The following is a 23110-nucleotide window of genomic DNA, read 5'->3' on the forward strand; positions in this document are numbered from 1 at the left end:
CTTGTTCTATTAATACTTTAGGCTAAACGATGAAATGCAGGATTTATTTTAAAAAAAGAAGGAAAATCTGCACGGTTTTCCTGGTTTCAATAAATTGGCTGCTAATTAGGTCTCTTTAAAAAAAGATTTTTTCCGGCATTTTTTAAAAAAAACTCATAAGATTTAAACCCAAAAACGATGACAATAGAGTGACTATGCAGCTCCCACGCGGAAAATTCCGCTCAATAAAAAAAGAAGTCCCTTTGGGAGAGATCCTTAATGAGATGGCAACATCAGGTTTTTCCGGCATCTGTTCGTTTTCATCAAACACGGTCAATGGCACTATGGTATTCAAAGGAGGGGCAATAATCCTTGCAAAAGTCCAGGAGCAGTATGGTGACCCTGCGATCGATGAGGCTCGGTCGATTGTGGATCAGGTGATTGATGCAGTGCTTTCCGATCTCGATGGTACACAGATGCAGCTGGCACTTGATTTCAATAAACATGCCTATGTGCGGAAGGGAGGGTGGCAGGGAGCCATTCAAAAACCTGAACCGGAAAGCAGGACGGTGCCAAAAGAAAAGAATTTCATGAAGACCCTGCCCGTAGCACCGCCCGGTGCACCAGTGCCTGCAAAACCTGGTAAAAATCTGACAACAGGTAATTCATCGGATGCCCAAAAACAAATCCGGGAGGAACAGGGCACGTCGCAAGAACCTCCGCTCACATCAGCGGAGAAGGAGTTCGAAACCTTCGACTCCATGGACATCGAGGACGTTACACAAAAAATCCGAAGGGATTCTAAAGTTATTCTTAAACAGCTCGAGCTCGACCACCTGATGGAAAAATAAAACCTTGTGAGGGATTTTTATCGAATTCAACATTCTCGAGATTACCGATATCATCACCATAATCATTGTCTGTATCATCATCGCGCTTACCATACTCATTGCATGGTTCCAGATAAAAAAATTCAAAAAACAGCGTGAACAGGTTATTGAAGCGCCTCCTGCAGACGAGATCTTTAAACTTGTATCAAAAGTGAAATATCCCGCAAGTGATACGGCAAAATTCAGTCAGGCACCGGAAAATCCGGTAAAACCCGTGCTCCAGGAACCTGAAAAAAACCGGAAAAAAATCGAACTTTTAAAAAACCGCGTTAATATCACAGACAGCCTGCGGGCACTTGCTGAAAAATATTCGATTCTTGAAATTACTCTTGCTTCTGATGACGGACTTGTCATTGCATCTTCCACTGACCGCGATGTTCAGGCAGATGCCGCACGATACAGCCAAATCGTCAAACACCAGGAAGCAACCGGTGAGTCCGGGGTCAGCCTGTTTGAACTCTATCACAAGAAGGCGCATATAATCGGGATCATCCGAGAGGAACAGGATCTGCCTCAAACCTGGAAAAAAGAAATACGGGAAGATACAAAAGGTATTTTACAGTGGTGGTTATAACTGAATTATGAAGATAAATTGGATAATCTTATATAAATCTGGCATAAAATCACACATAATCATACAGGTGCTGAATGGTCAAGGTATACACAATTGCATCCGGTAAAGGAGGTACTGGGAAGACAACTGTTTCAGTCAATCTTGGAACGATACTCTCGCAACTCGGGAAAGAGACGTTCCTGATGGACGCGGACATCGGGATGGCAAATGTCGGCCTGATCCTTGGCCTCCAGGATGCACCGGTTACCCTCCATGAGATACTTGCCGGCAAGGGCACGTTGAACGAAGCGATTTATGAAGGGCCTGCAGGACTGAAAGTTATCCCGAGCGGGCTCTCATTGCAGGGGTTCCAGCAGGCAGATCCCGAACGGATCCGGGATGTGATGGCAGATATTATCAAACGGTGTGAGTTTTTAATCATCGATGCTCCTGCCGGCATCAGTAAGGATGGTGTGGTCCCCCTTGCTGTTGCTGATGAAGTCATCCTTGTCGTGAACCCAGAACTCTCATCAATTGTCGACGCCCTCAAGACCAAGATTCTCACCGAAGTCGTCGGGGGGCAGGTGCTCGGGTCCATCATCAACCGGGTTGACCAGGACAAGATCGATGTCATCACCAAGAAGATGGAGAAAGTCCTTGGCGTAAAAGTGATCGGGATTATTCCCGAAGACTCCAATGTGCGCAGGGCGTCAGCGGCAAAGACACCCATCGTCCTCAAATTTCCTACCTCCCCTGCGAGCCTCGCATTCAAGCGGATCGCTTCGGAACTAATCGGGGTCGCATACAAGGAAGAAAAAAGCGCCATTCCGAGGGAAGGGTTTATCGACCGGTTTTCAAAAGCCCTGTTTAAGAGAAAATAGATACCAGTATTATTTTTTATTGATTTTCACGGATAGAGGTTCTTTTTATTATCTGACAATATTGTAATTTCCAATCTATTTTGAAAAAATAAGGGGCTCTAAAAATTTTTAATAGAGATTATTGGGGATTTTCGGGTTTATTGGTGATGGTAAAAACACAGTGTTCATCGCCTTTGGACCGGCACTTTATCTCCCGCGCCTGAACTTTTATACCGAACGAACCTTCGATGATGCCCGCAAGAAGCCCGGCTGTACAGAAGCAGACATTTTTGCCGATACTGCCAAACGCTTCGGACTCAACCGTATGCGAAAGCGTCATCGTTTTGGTTTTTGCCGCTTCATTCCATTCCGTTTTGATGATACTGAACCACCCCATCTGGGAGTAGAAGGCAAATGCCATGTCGGAGAGGATATTGGGTTTATCGATTCCCATCTTCTTGTAGTGCCCAACGTTTTCCTTACCCATATCCATATATGCACGGTAGTTGACCCCACCCGCCGGCATCTCACCCATCGTCTTTTTTAACGAGTTCATCATGGATGTGAAGATGAAGCGTGGCATCATGACGACAGGGTCATCAATCAGCTTGATTTTGCCTTCAAGGGGTTTGTGCTCGATATATTCTGTTATGGCGGAGTCGCCTTTCACGATTGCCTGCGCCTTGAACTTCCAGCTGGATTCGACCTGATCGGCAACAAACTCACACGCATCGTCGCCTTGTGCGTGGCATTTGGTCTCAAGACAGAACCAGTTTTTGCCGGTAACTGCACTCAGGACCCCCTCAATCCAGCCCCGGTGAAGGCCACATACCGGCATGTTCCAGTCTTTCATGACCTGTGATTCAAAGGTCTGTTTTGTGCGTAGTTTGATCCGTTTGTCACTTTGCTCAACAAGTTCAAACGGGGCACCCCATCCCTGCTGGTGCTGGAGCTTGAACACGAGTATCAGAAATTCAGCCGGTTTGAGATCCATGCCAAGTTTTTTTAGCAGATTGTCGAGTCCGACAGATCCCATGCCAACAGACCTGAAGAGCTTTCGGACTGCCTGAACTGCAAGTTTTCTGCCGAGGTTGGCTTCATACATTTCATAGATTGCCTTAACAAGATAATTCGGGTTGCTTGCTGTTTTAACACCAAAAACAGAATATGAACCGGTGACAGGATTCAACTCGATGTATGGTGTGATGTCTTTTTCACCTTTAAGAAGGGCTTCAAAATCCTCACGCCCGATCTTCTTTTTTTCCATGGTGCATAGCTCTGCAGTCCAGTTACTAAAGGATTTCGTCTTGAAATTTTAAAAAAAATAAGGGAGAAGAATTAGAATCGGAAGATTAAAAAATCACATCGTAAGCGGGACGGATGCATGGGATGCGTCAAACTCAATCCGGTATTTTGTGACCATCTGGGCTTTGTCCTGTACGATGCAGTCATAGATCCCAAATGCGATCCTGAACCTTACGGTACCATCACTTGTCGTGATATCGCTTCCCAGAATCCTACCGTCCTTTCTTATCGAGACGCGGATCCCATTCTGCGGGACACCTTCTTTCTTCACCGTGATCGAGAGTACCCCGATACCACCTGCGGGCCCCCCGATTTCAGGTATATTGTACGAAATGCTCTTTTTCAACCGGTTTTTATCGAAGATTCTGCTCCCCATGACAAGTTCTTCGACAACATCCGGCCTGTTTTCTGTAAGTACGAATTTTTCCTTTGGCTGTACCATCAGCACTGCCTTGTCCCCGAACAGCACCCCTTTCTCATCGGTGTAGATCGCTCCCTCAGCTTCGCCTGCAATGAACGCGAGGTACATGTCCCGTCCATTACCCTTTGCAACTGCGATGCCATTGATGCTGCGTGCTGATGCATACTGCATCAATTCCAGCAGGTCAAATGTCCCGAGATATTGCGATCCTTTCAGGATGTTTTCCAGCAATTCCTGAATTTTCATGGGAAGCCTTCACACTTTACCTGAACCGAACCGGGGAAAATAACCGGTTTGTGTTTACGGAATATACGACACTTGCATCATATTAATTTGTGGATTCCTTTTTTTATTATACCAGCAAAAACCCATAATTTACGACAATGCGTTGGATTAGCAGAAAAAATCATGGAATGCATCGCCAACCATAAGTGTTACCGGAAGAAAATGATTGAACACAGGTATGATTGTCATCGAGATGCTGGTATCTTCGCTCGCGGTTCTTGCCACTTTAGGTTATGCTTCGTATCTCGATATCAGGGATCGACGCGTGCCTTTCGTGTATTGGATGCCGATGCTGTGCGTAGGTATCCCCTGCACGGGATACCTGCTCTGGGAAAAGACTGGTAACGGGAGCCTTGTCGCAGGGTACCTCTCGCTCATCGCGACGTTCCTGTATGCCGATTACCTTGACAACCGGGGAAGGACGGACTCGATTGGTCTGGTATGGTATTACCGGAAATCCGCGGTCTTTATATATCTCACGATCGTCCTCGTCCTGCCGGTCCTCGCGTGGTTTGTCCTCGCCGGCAATGCAAATGTCCAGATTCTCCCATGGTACGCAATGTTTGCCGGGATCATCTCCTATGTCACATACCTGGTTTACCAACAGGGCCGGGGTGGGGAGGGGAATCCGAAACGGAAGCGGGCTGCACCGAAGCCTGAGACTGGCACTGCTGAAGCGATCCGCCGCTGGTATTTCGTTCTGCTTATCATGATCTTTATGATAACCTCCGGTCTTTTATTCTACGGCGCCTGGGGGATGCCGGCGCTTTCTATCCTCTTCCTCTCAGTCTTCTGCGGGGTATTCTATATTTTCGGAAGGTTGCACTTCTTTGGGGGGGCTGATGCGTGGGCCCTCATATTCATCTCGTTCTGTATCCCGGTGTTTCCGGTAACCCCGCTCCTCGGAGTCCCGCCGCTTGGTTTCCTCGCGTTCTCCGTCCTGATCAATGCCCTCATCCTCAACCTTGTCGCCCCGATCGGGATCTTCCTGATCAATATCATCCATGGAAATCGGGCCCCGCTGATGTACCTGTTCTTCGGATTTCCGGTTAAGGGTGACGAGATCCAGAAATCGTGGGGCTTCGTGATGGAGGATTTCAAGGATAGAAATGGCGAGGTGGAACGGAAATTCATCGGGTTCTTCGATGCGATACGCAGGATGTATACCGGGGAGGGGAGGGTCTATACCAAGGATCTTCGCGAACACCCCGAAGAGTACGCTGCACAGCTGGCGATGTACCGTAAAGCGGGTCTGGTCTGGATTTCGTATGCAGTGCCGTTCATCATCCCGATCACTGCGGGTCTGGTCAGTGCGATTGTATTCGGCGATTTCCTCTTTACGATTATGAGAATTGTAAGTGGTGCGTAAAATGATTCCCTTGAAATTTGCTGATGGGTTGATTCCTGTTGTGGTCAAGGATACAAGGACTTGCGAGGTACTGATGGTTGCATATGCGGATGAACGGGCTGTCGATCTTACCCGGTCAACCGGGTTTGCCCATTACTACAGCAGGAGCAGGAATAAGATCTGGAAGAAGGGAGAGGAGAGCGGGCATGTCCAGAAGGTTGTGCGGATCCTCGTTGACTGTGACGGAGACTGCCTGATCTACGAAGTGAAACAGACCGGTGCCGCATGCCATACCGGCTATCCAAGCTGTTTTTACCGCACCCTTGAAGGTGAAGTTATTTCTGAACCAGTATTTGATCCCGATAAGGTATACGTCAAAAAACCTGGGAAAAACTGATTTTCCACTCGATTATCGGCCGATGCAATTCAGTCGCCTTTTTTTTTCAACAATTTTTCCCGTGTATTACTGGCCGGCTGCAATTTTAAATGATACAATTATATAGTTATTTTTTCCAGATATCTCAACATAAATTGAGGAGAGATGGCATGGTTTTTGTCCCTGATCTGGTATCCATGATCAATACGATTCTCTGCGTGATCATAGTTATCCTCGGTATTCTTGTCTACACACGTAATGGTGAGATGAGTGCCCTGCTCATTGGTATTGCATTCGGACTTTTTGGTATCTCCCATATCTATACCATCCTTGGCTTTGGAATCAGTTGGGAAGGCGCCCTGATCACAGCCCGCACATGCGGTTATATCCTTGTTATTGCGGCGCTATACCTGTTCCTGACCAGTGGGAATAAAAAAGACTATGGCTGAATCATCTCATGATATCCTGCAGGTGAAAATAATATCCGAACCAGAATCATATACCCGTTATAGATCGATTATAAATCAATTTATTCAGGATTAAAAGATTTTTATTAAGATTACATTTTTATGAAATCATTAAGACATGAAACTGAAATGGATTGTATCCGTGCCCGGTCCTGATCATTTTCGCATGTATGCTTTTACATCACGGTATGCCGGCTTGCTGGGCATAATTGGGTAATGGGTAGATTCAAGTTTGAAGAACCGGTTCTGTTCCATATATTTTTCGTGGATCCGCTGTTCGATCGCTTGTAAAAAGACCTGATAATACCGTTCATCACCGTCAATTTCATCAAGACCGATCCGGTCCATGAGTGGACCCAGCAGGTTCTCCATAGCCTCTTTTGAGAAGATCTGCCCTAATCCGTTCCTGTCATATTCCCGGGCAATAAGGATCAGATCGTCGAATACCAAGGCTGCCTGCTCGCGGATTGCATTATCAAACTGAATCCTCTGGCTTTCAGAATAGTGTCTTTCCCGTTCTTTTGGGGACATGCCAAGGTATTCCCGCCGCTGTTCTGTCAGGAAGCCAGACCTTTTTACTGCCATATTTGTATCCGGTGAGATATCAGATTATGGTTTATATTAAATATTGCATCTTTTGCCACGGGATCATGAACAAATTGGAGGGAACGGTCCCTACAGATCCGAAAAACGGTATGGATTGCTCAAATCATTTCCCGTATTTATATAAATGTTTGTGCACATACCAATACCACATCAACGATTTTGTATCGTTGAACCCGAGGAATAGAATAGTGACCAATACACAAGGAATAGCAATAAAGGAGCGGACTTTTTATGAGAATGGTACCGGATACAAGCGTCCTTATCGACGGGCGCATCACCTCGATGATAAAAACCGGGGATTATAATGGTTCAACAATAATCATTCCTGAAGCTGTTGTCGCGGAACTCGAAGCGCAGGCAAATCAGGGACGGGAGATCGGATTTTCAGGATTGAACGAGCTCCAGTCGCTCTGCAGGCTGGCAGAGGAAAAAGTAATCGAGCTCAAATTCTCCGGAGAACGCCCTTCCTTGGAACAGGTGAAACTGGCAAGCGGCGGAGAGATCGATGCCATGATCCGCCAGATCGCGATCGAGAATGCAGCACAATTCATTACAAGCGACAGTGTGCAGGCGGAAGTAGCACGGGCAAAAGGGCTGAACGTCACGTACCTCAAACCGCAGATTACGGATTTTGTCCCGCTGGGCATCGACCAGTTCTTTGACGAACACACGATCGCCATATACCTCAAAGAACGCGTCTGTCCTGTCGCAAAGAAGGGGACGATCAGCGCGATGAAACTCGTCCAGATACGAGATCAGCCGACCACTGAATACGAACTCCGGGCACTGGCGCAGGAGATCCTTGAGCGGGCAAAGCGGAACCCCGATGGTTTCATTGAGGTGGAAAAGCGCGGAATCACCGTCGTTCAGATCGGGTCAATGCGGATCGCGATCGCCCGCCGCCCCTTTTCTGACGGCATGGAGATCACCGCAGTACGCCCTATCGTGGATGTAACCCTCAACGATTACTCAAAGGCAGATGTGATCAAAAAACGACTTTCCGGCGAGAAACGCGGGATGATCATTGCAGGTGCACCAGGGTCGGGAAAGACGACACTTGCGCAGAGTGTTGCGACTTACCTGTGCGACAGCGGGTTTGTGGTTAAGACAATGGAAGCCCCCAGGGAACTTCAGGTGCCTGACCAGATTACGCAGTACACCATGCTTGACGGGAGCATGCAGAACACCGCCGATGTACTCATGCTCATCCGCCCCGATTTTGTTATCTTTGACGAGCTGCGCAAAAACGAGGACTTCAGGACGTTTGCTGACATGCGTCTTGCTGGTATGGGGATGGTCGGCGTTGTCCATGCCACAGATGTCAGGGATGCCCTCCAGAGGTTCTCGGATCGCGTTGACTATGGTGTCCTCTCGCAGATTATCAATACCATCATCTTTGTCAAAGAGGGTGTTATCACCAAGATCTATGATGTCGGGTTTACCGTCAAGGTGCCGGAGGGGATGACAAACGAGATGTATATCCGCCCCGTCACGACCGTAACTGAGTACGAGTCCAAGGAGCTTGCCTATGACGTATTCCGGTACGATGGCGAGACCATCATCATACCGGTAACCCATGCGGCTGAACTGAAAGATGCGCCCGCAAAAGCGTTACTGCGGACAAGCCCCCCCGCGCCGTTGGACCCGGTTGTCCCACAGGTCCGGACCCCTGCAACGGAACCAGTACCACGGGAGGAGAGCGAGAAACGAACTGGATGGAAGCTCTCTGAAAAGGAGATACAGCGTGAGATCGGGAGATACACTGACGGTGAAGTAGATGTGCAGATGATCAGTGACACCAAAGCGGTCGTGTATATCGATGACAAGGATGTGCCAGCCGCAATCGGGAAGGGCGGCAAGAACATATCTGCCATTGTCAACAAGATTGGTATAGGAATCGATATCAAACCGAGGAATGAACTGGAAAAGCAGAAAAAAGAGGAGGAGGAGTTCAACCTTGGCGGCGGTGTCAGGATCCATATCGATAAAAAACAGTTAACGATTGTCGCCCCTGAGCATAATGGCAAGATCGTAGATGTCTTTGCGGGTAAGGAATACCTCTTCACTGCTACGGTGAATGAAAACGGTGAGATCCACCTTGCCAAGAACTCAAGTATAGCCCAGGAGATGATCCGGCGTCATTCTTCAGGAGAAGTCATCAAACTTCGGCCGGTATGATCGGTGAACATTGACTGGTCTTAATAAAGAAGGTGACACAAAATTGAACGGATTGGATCTTGGCGGGTTTGAAAAGAAAGCACAGGAGCGATGGACCCATGCATTTGAACCGGACCCTTCCGACAAGGAGAAATATTACCTGACGGTTGCGTACCCTTACCCGAGCGGCGCCATGCATGTCGGGCATGGGAGAACGTATATTGTTCCCGATGTGATCGCACGGTTCTGGCGGATGCGGGGGCGACAGGTTCTCTACCCGATGGCGTTCCATGTCACCGGGGCACCGGTAATCGGGATCTCAAAACGGATCGCGAGAAATGATGAAAAGACCATCAGGCTTTACCGTGATCTCTACAAGGTCCCGCCGGACGTCCTCGCAAAATTCAATGAACCCCTGACAATTGTCAAACACTTTTCTGATGAATACCAGCGCGTTATGACTGCCTGTGGCCTTTCCATTGACTGGCGGCGCCGGTTTACCACGGTCGACCCGACCTATTCGAAGTTTATCGAATGGCAGTGGAAACATCTCTACGGGGCAGGACATGTGACCAAAGGGGCACATCCTGTACGATACTGTACGTATGATGACAACCCGGTCGGCGACCATGACCTTCTGGAAGGCGACAACGCAGAAGTGATCAAATTTACGCTGGTTATGTTCCGGTTCGGCGATGCGATGATTCCGACCGCAACCCTGCGCCCTGAGACAATTCATGGCGTCACCAACCTCTGGGTGAATCCGGCAGTGACCTATGTGCGGGCACGTGTCGATAACAAAACCTGGGTGATCTCTCATGAAGCTGCAGAAAAGCTAAATTTGCAGGATCATGCAGTCATTGTTGAGAAAGAGATCTCCGGTAAAGACCTGATCGATAAAAGTGTCTCCCACCCGCTCTGTGGGGAAGTCCCAATCCTTCCGGCAGACTTTGTCGACCCGGATATGGCATCAGGCATGGTAATGAGCGTACCGGCTCACGCACCGTTCGATTACATTGCATTGCGCGACCTCCAAAGACAGGGCAGATATACGGGTATCATGCCTGTGCCGCTGATAAAAGTCGAAGGATACGGTGAAATTCCGGCGCAGGACGCAATCGAAAAGGCAGGCATCGCCAATCAGCTCGATACCCGTATGGATGCGATAACGCATGAGGTCTACTCTGCGGAGTTTGCTAAAGGCAAGCTCTTCGAAAAGTATGGCGGAAAACCAGTCCGGGTGGCACGCGATGAGGTTGCTGCGCTCATGACTGAGAAGTACGGGTCGGTGGTCATGTACGAGTTTGACAACAGACCCGTGGTCTGCCGGTGCGGAAACCGGGTTAAGGTGAAGATCCTGCATGACCAGTGGTTCCTGAAATACAGTGACCCGGCATGGAAGAAGCAGGTATCCGGCCATCTCGAGGATATGGCGCTTGTCCCTCCCGAGGTCCGTGTTGAGTTTGACCGGACTGTGGACTGGCTCAAGGACTGGGCGTGTACCCGCCGGGTCGGACTTGGTACACGTTTCCCGTGGGACACCACCCAGCTCATCGAACCGTTATCCGATTCGACCATCTATATGGCGTATTACACCATCGCCCACCGGATCAGGACTATGGACCCCCAAGTCCTTACACCAGACGTCTTTGACTATATATTCCTTGGAAAAGAGTCTCCCCACCTGCCGGAGCGAGAAAAACTGGATGCCATGCGAAAGGAGTTCCTGTACTGGTACCCGTACAATTTCCGGTTCTCTGCAAAGGACCTCATCTCCAACCACCTCACCTTTCAGCTATTTCATCATGTGACTATCTTCCCAAAAGACAAGTTGCCCAAAGGAATGGTTGTCTTTGGGATGGGCTTGTTGAACGGCGCGAAAATGTCCTCGTCCAAGGGCAATGTCTTTTTGCTTGAGGATGCGGTCAGGGAATTCGGTGCCGATACAGTGCGGATGTTCCTGATGGGGAGCGCCGAGCCATGGCAGGACTTTGACTGGAGAAACGAACTGGTCATTTCCACAAAAAAGCAGATCGAACGGTTCTATAATGCCGTTCACGAGATGAAGGATGAGAGAGGGGAGCCAAAAGACATCGATCTCTGGCTTTCGAGCCGGCTGCAGGATCATATCGAAAAAACCACTGCAGCTCTCGATAATTTCCAGACCCGGCAGGCGCTGCAGGAATCATATTTCGGGATTGAAAACGACCTGAAGTGGTACCGCCGCCGGTTGCCGGAAGGCTGCGACGGCAGCAGGATGCTCCGATTGCTCTGCTCTGCATGGGTCCGCCTGCTCGCCCCGTTCATCCCCTTCACATGTGAGAAACTCTGGGATGATATCGGGGGCCAGGGCCTTGTATCGTTTGCAGAATGGCCGGTTGCAGATGAAAAACTCAAAAACCGCCGGATCGAACTTGCCGAGGAACTGCTCCTGCGAACAGTCGTGGATATTGAATCGATCGAAAAACTCATCCAGATCATCCCCCGGTCAATCACTATCGCATTGGCGCCTGCCTGGAAACATGATATCTTCAATACGATTGCCCGTGCACCTGACAAGAACCTCGTTATACGCGAGGTCATGAAGGATGAGGCGATGCGGAGGCGGGGTAAAGAGGCGACCGATACGGCAAAGCAGTGCACCACCCTTATCCACCGCCTGCCACCGCAGATCGTGGAATTGATTGCAACCGACGGTGTCAATGAGCATTCGGTCTTTGAACAGGCACAGGCATTCCTTGAAAAAGAGTTCGGGGTGCCTGTCCACATCACGGATGCGGAGAGTGCCACTCACGTGAAAGCAGCAACATCCCTGCCATTCAAACCGGCGATTGTAATCGAGTAAATTTTCCTTTTAAAAAAACCTGATCCTCACGCTGCCTGCGGAGGAAAAGCCGGATGGCAGTTACATCTTTTTACAACAGACCGGTTTAAAGATACCGTGAACCATCCATCCACACCGGTCAAAACCCCGGATTTCCCCTTAAATTATATCAACAACGAGGATGAATTCAGGGTATTTGAGAGCCCCCATTCCCACTTCTTTGAATTTAAGACCAGGTGCCGTGATTCCCTTCATTTGGGATTACACGGTTGGGAGCTAAACCAGCTGTTGATTTACCGGGACCCCGCATACCCCGCAGAATTTTTCCGTTCCGGACAGGGGACTTCCACAGGAAGAGCAGACAGTTGGGATTACCGCTGCAGACACAGGCTGGGTGGCGACAGGATCAGGTACAGGAACGGAGGGTATGGTCACGATTGGGGAGCCGCAGGAACCACAGAACTTCCTGTCAGGGTTCAGCGGTGCACCGCACATGGAACAACGTGGCGTCTGATCCTGAACCGGTGCAGAGGGCATCGGTTGCGGAGGAGGCGGGGGGGTAAAGGGGGGTGGTGGCGGAGGGGGTTGCGAGACGATGGGAAATGGAGCCTGAGGTTCCGGTTGAGACGCATCAAGTTGGGGCGCTCCGCAGTTCCTGCAGAATTTCGCGTTTGGCTTGACACTCTTACCACATTCAGAGCAAAAAGGCATGACAGATCACATACAAACTGGTTGTCTGCCGTCAATAAAGAGCATTTCGTCTGTCATGTATGCCCCGCCACCCTGCAGATTTTTTATACTCTCGGGGTCACTCCTCCCCGGGGCTTTTTGCCCGCTTCACCCGCTCTTTTGTCGAGAAGCCCGTCACGGCATCAAGGTACTTCCGGAACCGCTTGTTTGTATCGATAATCACATCATCGGTTACCGTCATATCCGATTCAGTATCGATGATGACGGTCTTATTTCCGTCACCCGCCTTTACATCAAGCCTTTTTAAAGCGCCATACCTGATCCGGAACGTCCCGTCTGATTCGGTCGGTTCGACTCCGAAACAGTTCTTCATCTCTGTGGTCATCCGCACGATAAGATCTTTGTTTAGTCCCCGTTTCACCGGATATTCCTGCATAATACTTTTTTAGCATGTGCGTATATGTTAATCTAATGACCCCGGATTACAATGAAGATATCAAAAATATAATGAATAGACTTGGAGAAATCCATAAATCTGTTGAAGCGTTAAAAAGAGACGAGATTAAAATCTTATCAAAACCACTCCCTTCACCGGATACCTCTGTCCTTGTAGGATTCCCGGGGAGCGGTCTTGTCGGCAGCATCGCGCTCCAGTATCTGGTTGACCAGCTGGAGTTTGATCTTATCGGCACGATGACCTCAAAATTTTTCCCTCCCCTTGCGATGATGAATAAAGGGGTAATCAATGACCCGGTCCGTATTTATGCAAAGGACAATATCGCTGCAATCGTTGCCGATATCCCGATCCACCCGATGATCTGCTATGAGGTTTCGAATGGGATTATGGACTGGCTCGCACCGTTCAAACCCAAGGAGGTGGTGACGATCGCCGGCATCATCACAAACGAACCGGAAAAAAGGGTCTTTGGTGTAGCGACAACTCCCGATGCCTTACAGCGGATCGCAGATCATACACTCATCCTGCCGATCGGAAGCATCTCTGGAATTGCATCGAGCCTCCTTACCGAATGCAAGATCCGTGGAATCCCTGCGTACGGCCTGCTGGGCGAGACGGTTAATGCACCGGATCCCCGTTCATCAGCAGTGACAATTGACGTGCTAAACAAGATGTATAACCTGAATCTCGATACACGTCCGCTCCTTGAACAGGCAGTGGAGATCGAACAGAGCATGCACAAGCTCTCCGAAGAAGTGCAGTCCGCAGAGCAGGCGCCGAAAAAAGACCTGCCTATGTACGGGTGATTGCCATGAAATGTCCCGCACTAACCAGTATCTCTCCTGATATCCTCAAGGAGATCCGGGCAGGACGCCCCCGCACGCTTGAGCTCCAGAGCACTCATAATATCGTCACGGTCGCAAATATCATTCCAGGTCCAGAGACCCATCTCTTTATGACCTCTATTGACATGGAAGACCTTGCCCCAGGGGATACCGGGATATGCGTGTATGTGCTCTCGGTCAATATCACGATGAAACGAATTGTGGAGTTTGTGCACGGCCTGCATTATGAGGAGAGGGAAAGGACATCTGCACGTGTTCAGGTAAAATATTGCGCTTCATCGGTCGTCAAGGAAGTGTATCATGAGGGGATATGCCAGGCAACCGAGGTTGAGGTGCTCAAGTCCTCATGTTATCATGCCGGATAAGGCAGAATCTCATCTTTGAGAGATTTCAGGCTATAAAAGACAGGGTTGTGAGTGCCATGACAGAAAAATCAACAGAAAAAAAAGCAAAAGACGGGGACGACTTGTTTACAAAATTGCTGATACTGAGTATAATGTTGTTTGGGTGTTGCCTTGCCCTTTACAGTGTATATATGGTCGTGAGGCATGTCGATAATTTTTATTACATCGTCCTCAATCTGATTATGTTCGGGTTCGGCTTTGCTGCAATCTGGTTCGGGATCTCGCATTTTGATATCAAGAGAACAGAAGATAAAATCCAGAAAATTCACGAGAAAGCAGACAGGATCAACAGGATTCTCCAACGCAAGTAATCCCTTTCTTCCCCCATTATCGCTTCATGATACAATATCGTAACAGGACAAGGCATCCCATGACACATATTAATTATCCTGCAGTACGTATGTAATAGGCGTCGGGGCTTGTGGCTTAGCTTGGACATAGCGCCGGGCTTCTAACCCGGATGTCGGGGGTTCAAATCCCCCCAGGCCCGCTCTTTTTTTCTCTGACAAAGAGAGTTGCGTTTCTTTTACTATAATTACTTTTTAGAACATCTCCCCGGGAGGGAAAAACCGACAAGAAGTGATATCACAAATATGATGTCGCAAATACAGCTGCAAATAATGACAATGGTTGAGGAGATCTATTATTGCGAAATAATGAAAATTATTAAAAAAATTACTGGGCAGCCTGCTCTTCCATCATAGGCTTCTGCAGGATCTGCACGTCCATGATGTTGTGCTGGCGCAATGCGAGCTTTTTTGCTTTGAAAATATTTTTTCCGTCCTTGCCAATCGCAATACCCCGGTCCTCGTCCCGGACATTGACCTGGACGGTCTGCTCCCCGGGTTCGCCTTCAAACATCATAGAAGTGACCTGTGCCGGTAAGAAGCAGTTTTTAATGAACTGCTCGGGATTGCTGTTGTATTCGACAACCTCAATCTTCTTCCCCATCACTTCTGAAGCTTTCTTGATGCTGGTGCCTTTCTTCCCTATCGCAAGCCCCATGTCCCCGGGGTTGACGACGAAAATTAACCTGCCGTTGCGTTCATCTATGACGCAGTCCCGGCTTCCTGCACCTGTCAGGCTCTCGAACTGGGAGATCAGGCGCATGCTGTCTTCGGTAAGTTTTACTTCAGGCATATCATGCCCTCTTGAGGGAAAGAATATCTGACTCTCCCGGGTCCACGACAGCGAGCGTACTTACCATGAAGGGCTTGCCGCATGCTTTACCGAGCGCGACACTCGTACCCTCAAACGTGTGGATGAAAATGTTTTCGTAACTTTTCAGCTGGGTTCTGAATTTCTCCGGGCAGTTCTGTGCGACGACAATGATCTGCGCTTTGCCATCCTGGATGCATTTCTGGGTTTTATCCTGGCCTAATATGACGTTTCCGGTTTTTATCGCTCTGCGTAATGAAGCATTAAAATCCATTTGTAATTCACCTAATTTTCAGGTTTTACTGCAATCAGTTTTACGTCGCCCGTTCCCAGCTGTATCGGCTGGCCTACGATGACGTTTTCAGTCACACCACTCAGTTCATCCACCTCATTTGCGACAGCTGCATCGAGCAGGTGGTTGACCGTTACCTCAAAGGCGGCGCGCGAGAGCACGCTCTCCTTCTCACCGGCGATCCCGTGCCTGCCAATCTGCTTGACTTCGCCATCCATGCACATCATATCCGCAACAAGCATGATATGACGGACATCAACAAGGATACCCTGTTCGCCGAGGGTTGAGAGTGCCTCATAGATGATCGCGTTCCTTGCCGCTTCGATACCCAGCACCGAGGCAGCCTCGCTGATGTTGTTTGTCCGGGTGCGCGTGGTGTCGACGCCGGCAACCTCAAAGACATCTTTTAGGTTGGAGCCTTCAGTATAAAGGATATACTCTCCGGTTTCCTTCCTGACGACGACGCGCAGGATGTCATCGATACCCTGCACGATTACGTTCCGCACATGTTCGGCAAGCTGGAACAGGTTCTGGTAGCTTTCCGGATCCTTTGGCAGGAATATGATCGTGGCATTTGCCTCATCGATCTTGTGGTCGAAGTCCCGGTAGTGCCTGCGGTCGCGCATCTTTTTTGGCGCGACGTCCATAATCTCCTTGGGTGCGATCTTTCTCTTGTCGCAGACCTTGGTGTTCAAATGGACAACAACCTGCATGTTTTCCATGTCTGTGGTGATGTCCCCAAACTCATGAAGCGGTGCCGCCTCTATCTGCCAGCTGACCTCACGCGCACGGTCCCGGTCATTGCCATACTCGGGGTCAAGGAAGACTGTCATCGTGGGGGTGCTGGGCTCTTTTCTTGCATCCATGATCTCGATAAGGCGGGGTAGTCCCAGCGTGACGTTGATCTCTGCCACTCCTGCATAGTGGAACGTCCGCATGGTCATCTGGGTGCCTGGTTCACCGATTGACTGGGCGGCGATGATCCCAACCGCTTCGCATGCCTCAATCCGGGTGGACTGGTACTCCCGCACCACACGATCGAATATCTGCTTGAACTGGGAATCAGTAAGGTCTTTTCCCTCTAAAAATCCGCGCATCTGATCCTTTGTCTTCTGAGGAAGTGGCGCTGATTCAATCTTTTTTACAAACTTTTCTGAAATCATTAGACTTCCTCCTTGAGAATGCTCTCTACAATCCCTTTCACATCTACAGGTTCACCAAAGGCACTCTTGGTGGGATCGGTACCGTCTTCTCCATACTGGAACTGGATGATGCGGCCGCCCGTCGTCCTGACGGTGCCATCGTATGCTACCTTAAGGTCCTGCAGGGCGTTGATCATACGGCGCTGGAGGTACCCGCTCTGCGATGTCCGTACCGCAGTATCCACAAGACCTTCACGACCGCCAATAGCGTGGAAGAAAAACTCAGTCGGTGAAAGGCCGCCTTTGTAGCTGTGCTTGATAAACCCATGGGCATCAGCGCCCCGGTCACCTTTCCGGAAATGCGGCAGGGTGCGGTCATCGTACCCTCGGACGATGCGTTCCCCACGCACCGACTGCTGGCCGATACAACCTGCCATCTGGGTGAGGTTCAGCATTGAGCCACGGGCGCCACTCTCCGCCATGAGCACGGCGCTGTTGCCAAGCCCGAGGTGCCTGCCCGCGATCTGTCCTGTCTGGTCACGGGCTTTGCCCAGCACCTGCATGATCTGCATCTCAAGGGTTTCCTCAACAGTACGCCCGGGCATCGGTTCCAGCTGACCGTCCTCATAGATCTTGATCCTGCGGTCAACGTCCAGCACCGCGTTGTTGAGCACATCCTCGATCTGCCCGTACTCGGTCTTGGAAAGGTCCTCATCATCGATCCCGAAAGAGAACCCGTCGAGCATGATTGCACGGATCGAGAGCTTGGTCAGGTCGTCGATGAACTCAGCGGCCCTCCGCATGCCGTACTGGCGGATGATGCGGTTAACTATCTGGCCATCGAATGCGCCGATCGCTTTCTTGTCGATAGTGCCGGACTCGAGCTTGCCGTCAAATATCCTGACATATGCATCACGTTCGCAGAGCTCCTTTTTGCAGGTCTCGCAGTTCTTGCAGGAGCTAGCATGGAAGACCATGTTGAGCTCCGCGGGAAGGATATGGGAAAATGCCTGTTTATTGGTCCAGTGCTCGATACCGTTCTCCTCCTTTGTTACCGGGGGGAGATGCTCGATAGGTGTAAACCGGAGCAGGTACAGCATTTCTTCCTTTTTGAAATACCGCAACCCGTGCGTAAGCATGAAGATGCCCGAGACATGGTCATGGATGCCCCCGATGATCGGCCCGCCGAACCGGGGAGAGAGGATGTTTTCCTCCACCGAGATCAGGATATATGCCTCTGCCCGCGCTTCCTCGGTCTGGGGGATATGGAGGTTCATCTCGTCCCCGTCAAAGTCCGCATTGTATGGCGGGCATACGGCAGGGTTGAGACGGAATGTCCTGCCTTCCATGACCTTGACCCGGTGAGCCATGATGCTCATACGGTGGAGGGAGGGCTGCCGGTTGAACAGCACAACATCGCCATCCCTGAGCTGCCGTTCGACTGTCCAGCCGGGCTCGATCATGTCAGCGACCGTATCAAGGTTGTCTGCACCAAGCCGGAGCCTGCGGTTATCCGGCCGGATACAATAGTTGGCCCCGCAGGGAGCATTTACGGTCGGGCGGGTCGGACCGTTCCGTGCAATCTGCTTGAGCTCTTCGATGTTATAGGATGTGACCCGGACCGGGATTGTCATCTCATTTGCGACCGCACGGGGCACACCCACTTCGGTCACGCTGATATTTGGGTCAGGGGATATGACCGTACGAGAGGAGAAGTTCACACGCTTGCCTGATAGTGAACCACGGAACCGCCCGTCCTTGCCTTTCAGGCGCTGGGAAAGTGTCTTTAAGGGACGACCGCTCCGGTGCCGTGCCGGGGGACACCCGGCGACCTCGTTGTCTAGGTACGTGGTTACATGGTACTGCAGGAGTTCCCAGAGGTCCTCGATAATCAGCTGGGGTGCCCCTGCATCCTGGTTCTCCTTGAACCGCTGGTTGATGCGGATGATGTCCACGAGCTTATGGGTCAGGTCGTCCTCCGAACGCTGCCCGTTCTCAAGGATAATTGACGGGCGCATGGTGACAGGGGGGACGGGAAGGACTGTCAGTATCGTCCATTCCGGGCGGGCGACTGCCGGGTTTATCCCAAGCGAGACAAGGTCGCCGTCCGGAATCTTTTCCAGCCTTGCCCGGATATCAGCAGGCGTAAGCTTGTGCTCGACTTTTTTACCGTCCTCAACCAGCACTTCGGAGAACGTCGTGGGTTTTTCAAAATTGATCTTTAGCTGCTGCTCACCACAGTGAGGGCAGATCCGTTCCTTTTTTATGTCCTTTTCCGAGATCTGGTCTCCGGTCTGGTCGTCCTCTGTCCCGACGACCTTTTCAACCTCATCCGGAGACAGCAGTATCCTCCCGCAGGCACGGCAGGAGACACGGAGCAGTTTTCGAATCAGACGCGTGTACCCGACATGGATGACGGGTTTTGCAAGTTCGATATGCCCGAAGTGTCCCGGGCATTCGCTCGCCTTCTGGTCGCAGGTCTTACACCGGAGCCCCGGGTCGATTACTCCGAGGTTGAGGTCCATGAGCCCCTGTGGGTAGGGGAAACCGTCATCATCATAGGTGTCAGCCCAGATAATTTTCCTGACGCTCAACTCGCGGATCTCCTTGGGGGAGAGTAATCCGAATTCTATTTTTCCAATACGTTTTGGGCTTGGCATGGCACACCTCGTTTCAGACAACGTCCTCAAGTTTCAGTCGTGGGGCGATCCCCATGCTCTTCATCTCGTCAAGCAGGAGCTTGAACGCATAGCTCATCTCTACAGGATAGATATCGGTCTCATTGCCGCACGCAAGGCATCGGGTCATGTTGCGCTTGCGATCAAGCATTGCAACCATCCCGCAGTGTGCGCAGACATACTCCATCACCTTGTCGGACTCGTCAAGCAGGCGCTCTTTTAGCGCCATTGCTGCACCATGTCCGATCATGACATCCCGTTCCATTTCACCGAACCTCAGGCCCCCTTCTCGTGCCCTGCCCTCCGTGGGCTGGCGGGTGAGCACCTGCACCGGCCCGCGGGAGCGTGCATGCATCTTGGAGGATACCATGTGGTACAGTTTCTGGTAATAGATTACTCCGATGTAGATATCAGCGGAGAATGGTTTTCCGGTGATGCCGTCATACATCACCTCTCTCCCGGTATGGGAGAACCCGATCTTTTTAAGCGACTGCCGGATTGTCCCCTCCAGCTCGCCGCCGAAAGCGGTCCCGTTGATCCGACGCCCCTCGAGCGCCCCTACCTTGCCGCCAAGCATCTCGAGCATATGCCCGATTGTCATCCGGCTCGGGATCGCATGGGGGTTGATGATCAGGTCGGGTACCATGCCACTCTCGGTAAAGGGCATGTCTTCCTGCTGGGAGATCAGGCCTACCACGCCTTTCTGCCCGTGCCGGGAGGCAAACTTGTCCCCGACTTCGGGCACACGAAGGTCACGGGTCCGGACTTTCACGAGGCGCGAGCTGTTCTCGCCTTCAGTGATAATGACCGTGTCAACGATGCCGTGCTCGTTGCTGCGCATCGTTACCGAGGTGTCACGGCGTTTTTCTACCGTGATCAGGTCGCTTGTGGGCTCTTCGAGAAACCGTGGTGGGGAAGTCTTGCCGATAAGTACATCCTTTTCTGCAACGATGGTCTCGGGGTTGATCACACCGTCCTCATCGAGATTCTTGTAAGCCTCGGAGCCATGTGCGCCGCTTACGTCCTCATCGGGGATCTGGATCCGGTCTACCTGCCCGCCGGGATACCGGCGCTCCTCGCCCTCGTAGGTGCGGAAGAAGTGCGAGCGGCCAAGACCGCGGTCAATTGAAGCCTTATTGAAGATCAACGCATCCTCTATATTGAAACCCTCGTAGCTTAAGATCGCCACCACAAAGTTCTGCCCGCCAGGACGGTCATCGGACCCGATCAGCTCCGAAGTCTGGGTATGGGTGAGCGGCTTTTGCACGTAATGGAGCAGGTGCCCCCTAGTGTCAGGGCGGAGCTTCATGTTCGAGGCGCCAAAACCCAGCGCCTGCTTGACCATGCCTGCACCCATTGTGACACGGGGGCTTGCATTGTGTTCGGGAAAGGGCACGTGTGCCGCACCGATACCAAGTATGAGGGAAGGATCGATCTCAAGGTGGGTGTGTTCGGGCGTGACGTTCTCGGGATTCATCGCGATAAAAAGGTCTTCTTCCTCTTCTGCATCGATAAACTCAAGCATCCCGTGCCGGACAAAGTGGTCGAATTCAATTTCATGGTTTGAGAGCTTTTCCAGTTCACCTGCGGTCATCTGGGGTTTGCCGTTTTTTAAGACAATAAGCGGGCGGCGGGCCCGGCCCCGGTCAGTCAGGATCACGACATCGCCGTTATATTCCTTGAACGAGACATTCACTTCCGTCGAGAGGACCCCCTGCCGGCGCATACCCCGTATATTTTCGACAAGCCCCTTTCCGTCTTCGGCGAGCCCGATCAGCGCACCGTCAACAAATACGCGCGACTTTTTCATCGGACTTCACCCCGTATTTTTTCAACACCAAGGGAGTGGAGTATCCGCATCACTTCTTCTTCGTGGTCAATGCCCTTGCTTATCTCAACCATCTGGGCAAAGTTTTTCACAAGACCACAATTCGGCCCTTCAGGAGTCTCGCTCGGGCAGATCCTGCCCCACTGGGTCGGGTGCAGGTCACGCGCCTCGAAATGCGGCTGAGAACGCGACAGCGGGGAGATGACACGGCGCAGGTGGGAAAGCACGCTCATATGGTCAACGCGGTCGAGCAGCTGGGAGACCCCGGTCCTCCCTCCAACCCAGTTGCCGGTAGCCAGAGGGTGAAGCAGGCGCTCGGTCAGCACATCAGCTCGTACGGCTGTAGCAATTGAAAGGTCACGGTGGCGCATGCTTGCCCGTTCAAGCTGGTATTTGATGTCCCGGGTCAGCCGGTTTAATGAAATTCTGAACAGGTCCTCCATCAGGTCACCCGCAAGCTTCAGGCGCTTGTTGGAGTAATGGTCCTTGTCATCGATCCGGCGCTTATTGAGAACAAGGTCAAAGCAGGCTTCCGCCATGCGTCCGAGGAAATGCCCTTTTGCAAGCCGTTCGCTTAAGATCGCTTCGATGTATCCTTCATCTCCCTCTTTGAGGCTTCCATGCTGGTAGTTAAGGTGAGGCAGCAGGTAATTGTCCAGGACAAATTCAGCCCGCTTGCGCTGGTAGTCCTTGGTCTGGTTCGGGGCGAGTTTCTTTCCTACGTACATGATGCCGCCGTCTACTGAATCACACTCGCTCTCCTCGAGGTTCTGCATCATGAACGTGAGTATCTCCTCATCCGTGGAGACTGCGTTCACGACAGCCTGGTCGTTTGTCATTCCAAGTGCCCTCATGAGGTCGACAAATTTCAGGTGCCCGGCAACCGAAGGGAATGAGACTTCGAGCAGGTTCTTTTTGTTCCGCTCGACTACAACGAGGGCCCGGTACCCGCGGAACTGGGAGAACACCTTTGCCACGTAGATGCGTTCGTTGTACCGCTCTGTGAACTCGGTCATGATCTTGTTGGAGGCGAGATCCTCAAGCGTCATTAACACCCGCTCGGTCCCGTTTACGATGAAATAACCACCGGGATCAAACGCGTCCTCTCCGTGGATTATCCGCTCATTATCGTTCATGCCATAGAGGTTACAGGATGCCGAGCCAACCATGATCGGCAACTGACCGATGGTGGTGATGACCGGTTCCTGCCGGTCACTGCCGTGGACAAGGGTGAGACCGAGCTGTATTGGCGCAGCGTATGTCAGGTTCCGGAGCCGGGCCTCGCTCGGGTACAGTTCCCCCTGCGATCCATCCGCTTCCCGGACAAGAGGTTTTTTCACCTCGATTGTGCCAAGCTCAACCCATACCGGCTCATTGTTTTTGCCGCGGTTCTCGATATCCGTCTCGATGACCCGCTGTTCATCCACGACCTTCTGGAGATTGTGGGTTAAGAAATGATTATAGGAGTCAAGCTGGTGCCGCGCAACATGCTCCCGTGAAAAATATGCCCGTGATAAAATGCTTCTTTCAATCAGAACGATCAAC

Annotated in this window: 21 protein-coding genes and 1 tRNA gene; 12 read left to right on the top strand and 10 right to left on the bottom strand. The window is 51.0% G+C overall.

All coding sequences use genetic code 11. The annotated features are described in order from the left end of the window. The first annotated feature begins 194 nt into the window (after nucleotides 1–194). The 3 genes from OS112_08715 to minD all read left to right on the top strand — a co-directional run bounded on the left by OS112_08715 (nucleotide 195) and on the right by minD (nucleotide 2303). Nucleotides 195–830: a hypothetical protein gene (locus tag OS112_08715; GenBank protein ID WAC04536.1), complete on the top strand. Its 636-nt coding sequence runs from the start codon at nucleotides 195–197 to the stop codon at nucleotides 828–830. A gap of 190 nt (nucleotides 831–1020) precedes the next feature. After that, the gene (locus OS112_08720; protein WAC04537.1) at nucleotides 1021–1443 is read left to right on the top strand and encodes a hypothetical protein; all 423 of its coding nucleotides are present in this window, start codon (nucleotides 1021–1023) and stop codon (nucleotides 1441–1443) included. Between the two features lie 74 nt (nucleotides 1444–1517). Then, nucleotides 1518–2303: a cell division ATPase MinD gene (minD, locus tag OS112_08725; GenBank protein WAC04538.1), complete on the top strand. Its 786-nt coding sequence runs from the start codon at nucleotides 1518–1520 to the stop codon at nucleotides 2301–2303. Nucleotides 2304–2421: 118 nt separating this feature from the next. Here minD and OS112_08730 read toward each other — a convergent pair whose 3' ends face one another. Further along, nucleotides 2422–3549 (bottom strand): 4-vinyl reductase, encoded by a 1128-nt coding sequence (locus OS112_08730; GenBank protein ID WAC04539.1) that lies wholly within the window; start codon nucleotides 3547–3549, stop codon nucleotides 2422–2424. A gap of 93 nt (nucleotides 3550–3642) precedes the next feature. Beyond that, nucleotides 3643–4254: a hypothetical protein gene (locus OS112_08735; GenBank protein WAC04540.1), complete on the bottom strand. Its 612-nt coding sequence runs from the start codon at nucleotides 4252–4254 to the stop codon at nucleotides 3643–3645. Between the two features lie 217 nt (nucleotides 4255–4471). Here OS112_08735 and OS112_08740 point away from each other — a divergent pair, with 217 nt between their 5' ends. The 3 genes from OS112_08740 to OS112_08750 all read left to right on the top strand — a co-directional run bounded on the left by OS112_08740 (nucleotide 4472) and on the right by OS112_08750 (nucleotide 6466). Then, the gene (locus OS112_08740) at nucleotides 4472–5662 is read left to right on the top strand and encodes a peptidase A24 (GenBank protein WAC04541.1); all 1191 of its coding nucleotides are present in this window, start codon (nucleotides 4472–4474) and stop codon (nucleotides 5660–5662) included. 4 nt (nucleotides 5663–5666) lie between these two features. After that, a complete protein-coding gene (gene hisI / locus OS112_08745; protein ID WAC06164.1) occupies nucleotides 5667–6038 on the top strand; it encodes a phosphoribosyl-AMP cyclohydrolase in 372 nt (123 codons plus the stop codon). 149 nt (nucleotides 6039–6187) lie between these two features. Next, nucleotides 6188–6466, top strand: a complete 279-nt coding sequence (locus OS112_08750; protein WAC04542.1) for a hypothetical protein — start codon at nucleotides 6188–6190, stop codon at nucleotides 6464–6466. Between the two features lie 174 nt (nucleotides 6467–6640). On the opposite strand, the gene OS112_08755 is transcribed toward OS112_08750, so the two are convergent. Further along, complete coding sequence (locus tag OS112_08755) at nucleotides 6641–7069, bottom strand: hypothetical protein (protein ID WAC04543.1); 429 nt, start codon at nucleotides 7067–7069, stop codon at nucleotides 6641–6643. A 252-nt stretch (nucleotides 7070–7321) separates the two neighbouring features. On the opposite strand from OS112_08755, the gene OS112_08760 reads away from it, so the two are divergent. Further along, complete coding sequence (locus OS112_08760) at nucleotides 7322–9268, top strand: PINc/VapC family ATPase (GenBank protein ID WAC04544.1); 1947 nt, start codon at nucleotides 7322–7324, stop codon at nucleotides 9266–9268. 43 nt (nucleotides 9269–9311) lie between these two features. Further along, nucleotides 9312–12092, top strand: a complete 2781-nt coding sequence (leuS, locus tag OS112_08765) for a leucine--tRNA ligase (protein ID WAC04545.1) — start codon at nucleotides 9312–9314, stop codon at nucleotides 12090–12092. Nucleotides 12093–12879: 787 nt separating this feature from the next. On the opposite strand, the gene OS112_08770 is transcribed toward leuS, so the two are convergent. Then, complete coding sequence (locus tag OS112_08770) at nucleotides 12880–13197, bottom strand: DUF5611 family protein (GenBank protein WAC04546.1); 318 nt, start codon at nucleotides 13195–13197, stop codon at nucleotides 12880–12882. A 71-nt stretch (nucleotides 13198–13268) separates the two neighbouring features. Here OS112_08770 and OS112_08775 point away from each other — a divergent pair, with 71 nt between their 5' ends. From OS112_08775 to OS112_08790, 4 genes are all read left to right on the top strand, one after another. Next, entirely contained in the window at nucleotides 13269–14024 is a 756-nt protein-coding gene (locus OS112_08775) for a proteasome assembly chaperone family protein (GenBank protein WAC06165.1), read from the top strand. A 5-nt stretch (nucleotides 14025–14029) separates the two neighbouring features. Beyond that, nucleotides 14030–14428: a DUF473 domain-containing protein gene (locus OS112_08780; protein WAC04547.1), complete on the top strand. Its 399-nt coding sequence runs from the start codon at nucleotides 14030–14032 to the stop codon at nucleotides 14426–14428. A gap of 170 nt (nucleotides 14429–14598) precedes the next feature. Beyond that, complete coding sequence (locus OS112_08785) at nucleotides 14599–14778, top strand: hypothetical protein (GenBank protein WAC04548.1); 180 nt, start codon at nucleotides 14599–14601, stop codon at nucleotides 14776–14778. A 104-nt stretch (nucleotides 14779–14882) separates the two neighbouring features. After that, nucleotides 14883–14957 (top strand) — tRNA-Arg (locus tag OS112_08790). A 185-nt stretch (nucleotides 14958–15142) separates the two neighbouring features. Here the strand turns inward: OS112_08790 and OS112_08795 are convergent. The 6 genes from OS112_08795 to OS112_08820 are packed head-to-tail and all read right to left on the bottom strand — an operon-like array spanning nucleotide 15143 to nucleotide 23109. After that, nucleotides 15143–15607 (bottom strand): NusA-like transcription termination signal-binding factor, encoded by a 465-nt coding sequence (locus tag OS112_08795; GenBank protein ID WAC04549.1) that lies wholly within the window; start codon nucleotides 15605–15607, stop codon nucleotides 15143–15145. A gap of 1 nt (nucleotide 15608) precedes the next feature. After that, nucleotides 15609–15899, bottom strand: a complete 291-nt coding sequence (locus OS112_08800; GenBank protein ID WAC04550.1) for a 50S ribosomal protein L30e — start codon at nucleotides 15897–15899, stop codon at nucleotides 15609–15611. Nucleotides 15900–15910: 11 nt separating this feature from the next. After that, nucleotides 15911–17080: a DNA-directed RNA polymerase subunit A'' gene (gene rpoA2 / locus OS112_08805; GenBank protein WAC04551.1), complete on the bottom strand. Its 1170-nt coding sequence runs from the start codon at nucleotides 17078–17080 to the stop codon at nucleotides 15911–15913. After that, complete coding sequence (locus OS112_08810) at nucleotides 17080–19719, bottom strand: DNA-directed RNA polymerase subunit A' (protein WAC04552.1); 2640 nt, start codon at nucleotides 19717–19719, stop codon at nucleotides 17080–17082. The genes rpoA2 and OS112_08810 overlap by 1 nt, the downstream gene beginning before the upstream one ends. 13 nt (nucleotides 19720–19732) lie before the next feature. Then, on the bottom strand, nucleotides 19733–21547 hold the full coding sequence (gene rpoB / locus OS112_08815) for a DNA-directed RNA polymerase subunit B (GenBank protein ID WAC04553.1): 1815 nt from the start codon (nucleotides 21545–21547) through the stop codon (nucleotides 19733–19735). After that, complete coding sequence (locus OS112_08820) at nucleotides 21544–23109, bottom strand: DNA-directed RNA polymerase subunit B'' (GenBank protein ID WAC04554.1); 1566 nt, start codon at nucleotides 23107–23109, stop codon at nucleotides 21544–21546. The genes rpoB and OS112_08820 overlap by 4 nt, the downstream gene beginning before the upstream one ends. Nucleotide 23110 lies beyond the last annotated feature (1 nt).

It is taken from the genome of Methanoregula sp. (assembly GCA_026625165.1).
Taxonomy (GTDB): domain Archaea; phylum Halobacteriota; class Methanomicrobia; order Methanomicrobiales; family Methanospirillaceae; genus MVRE01.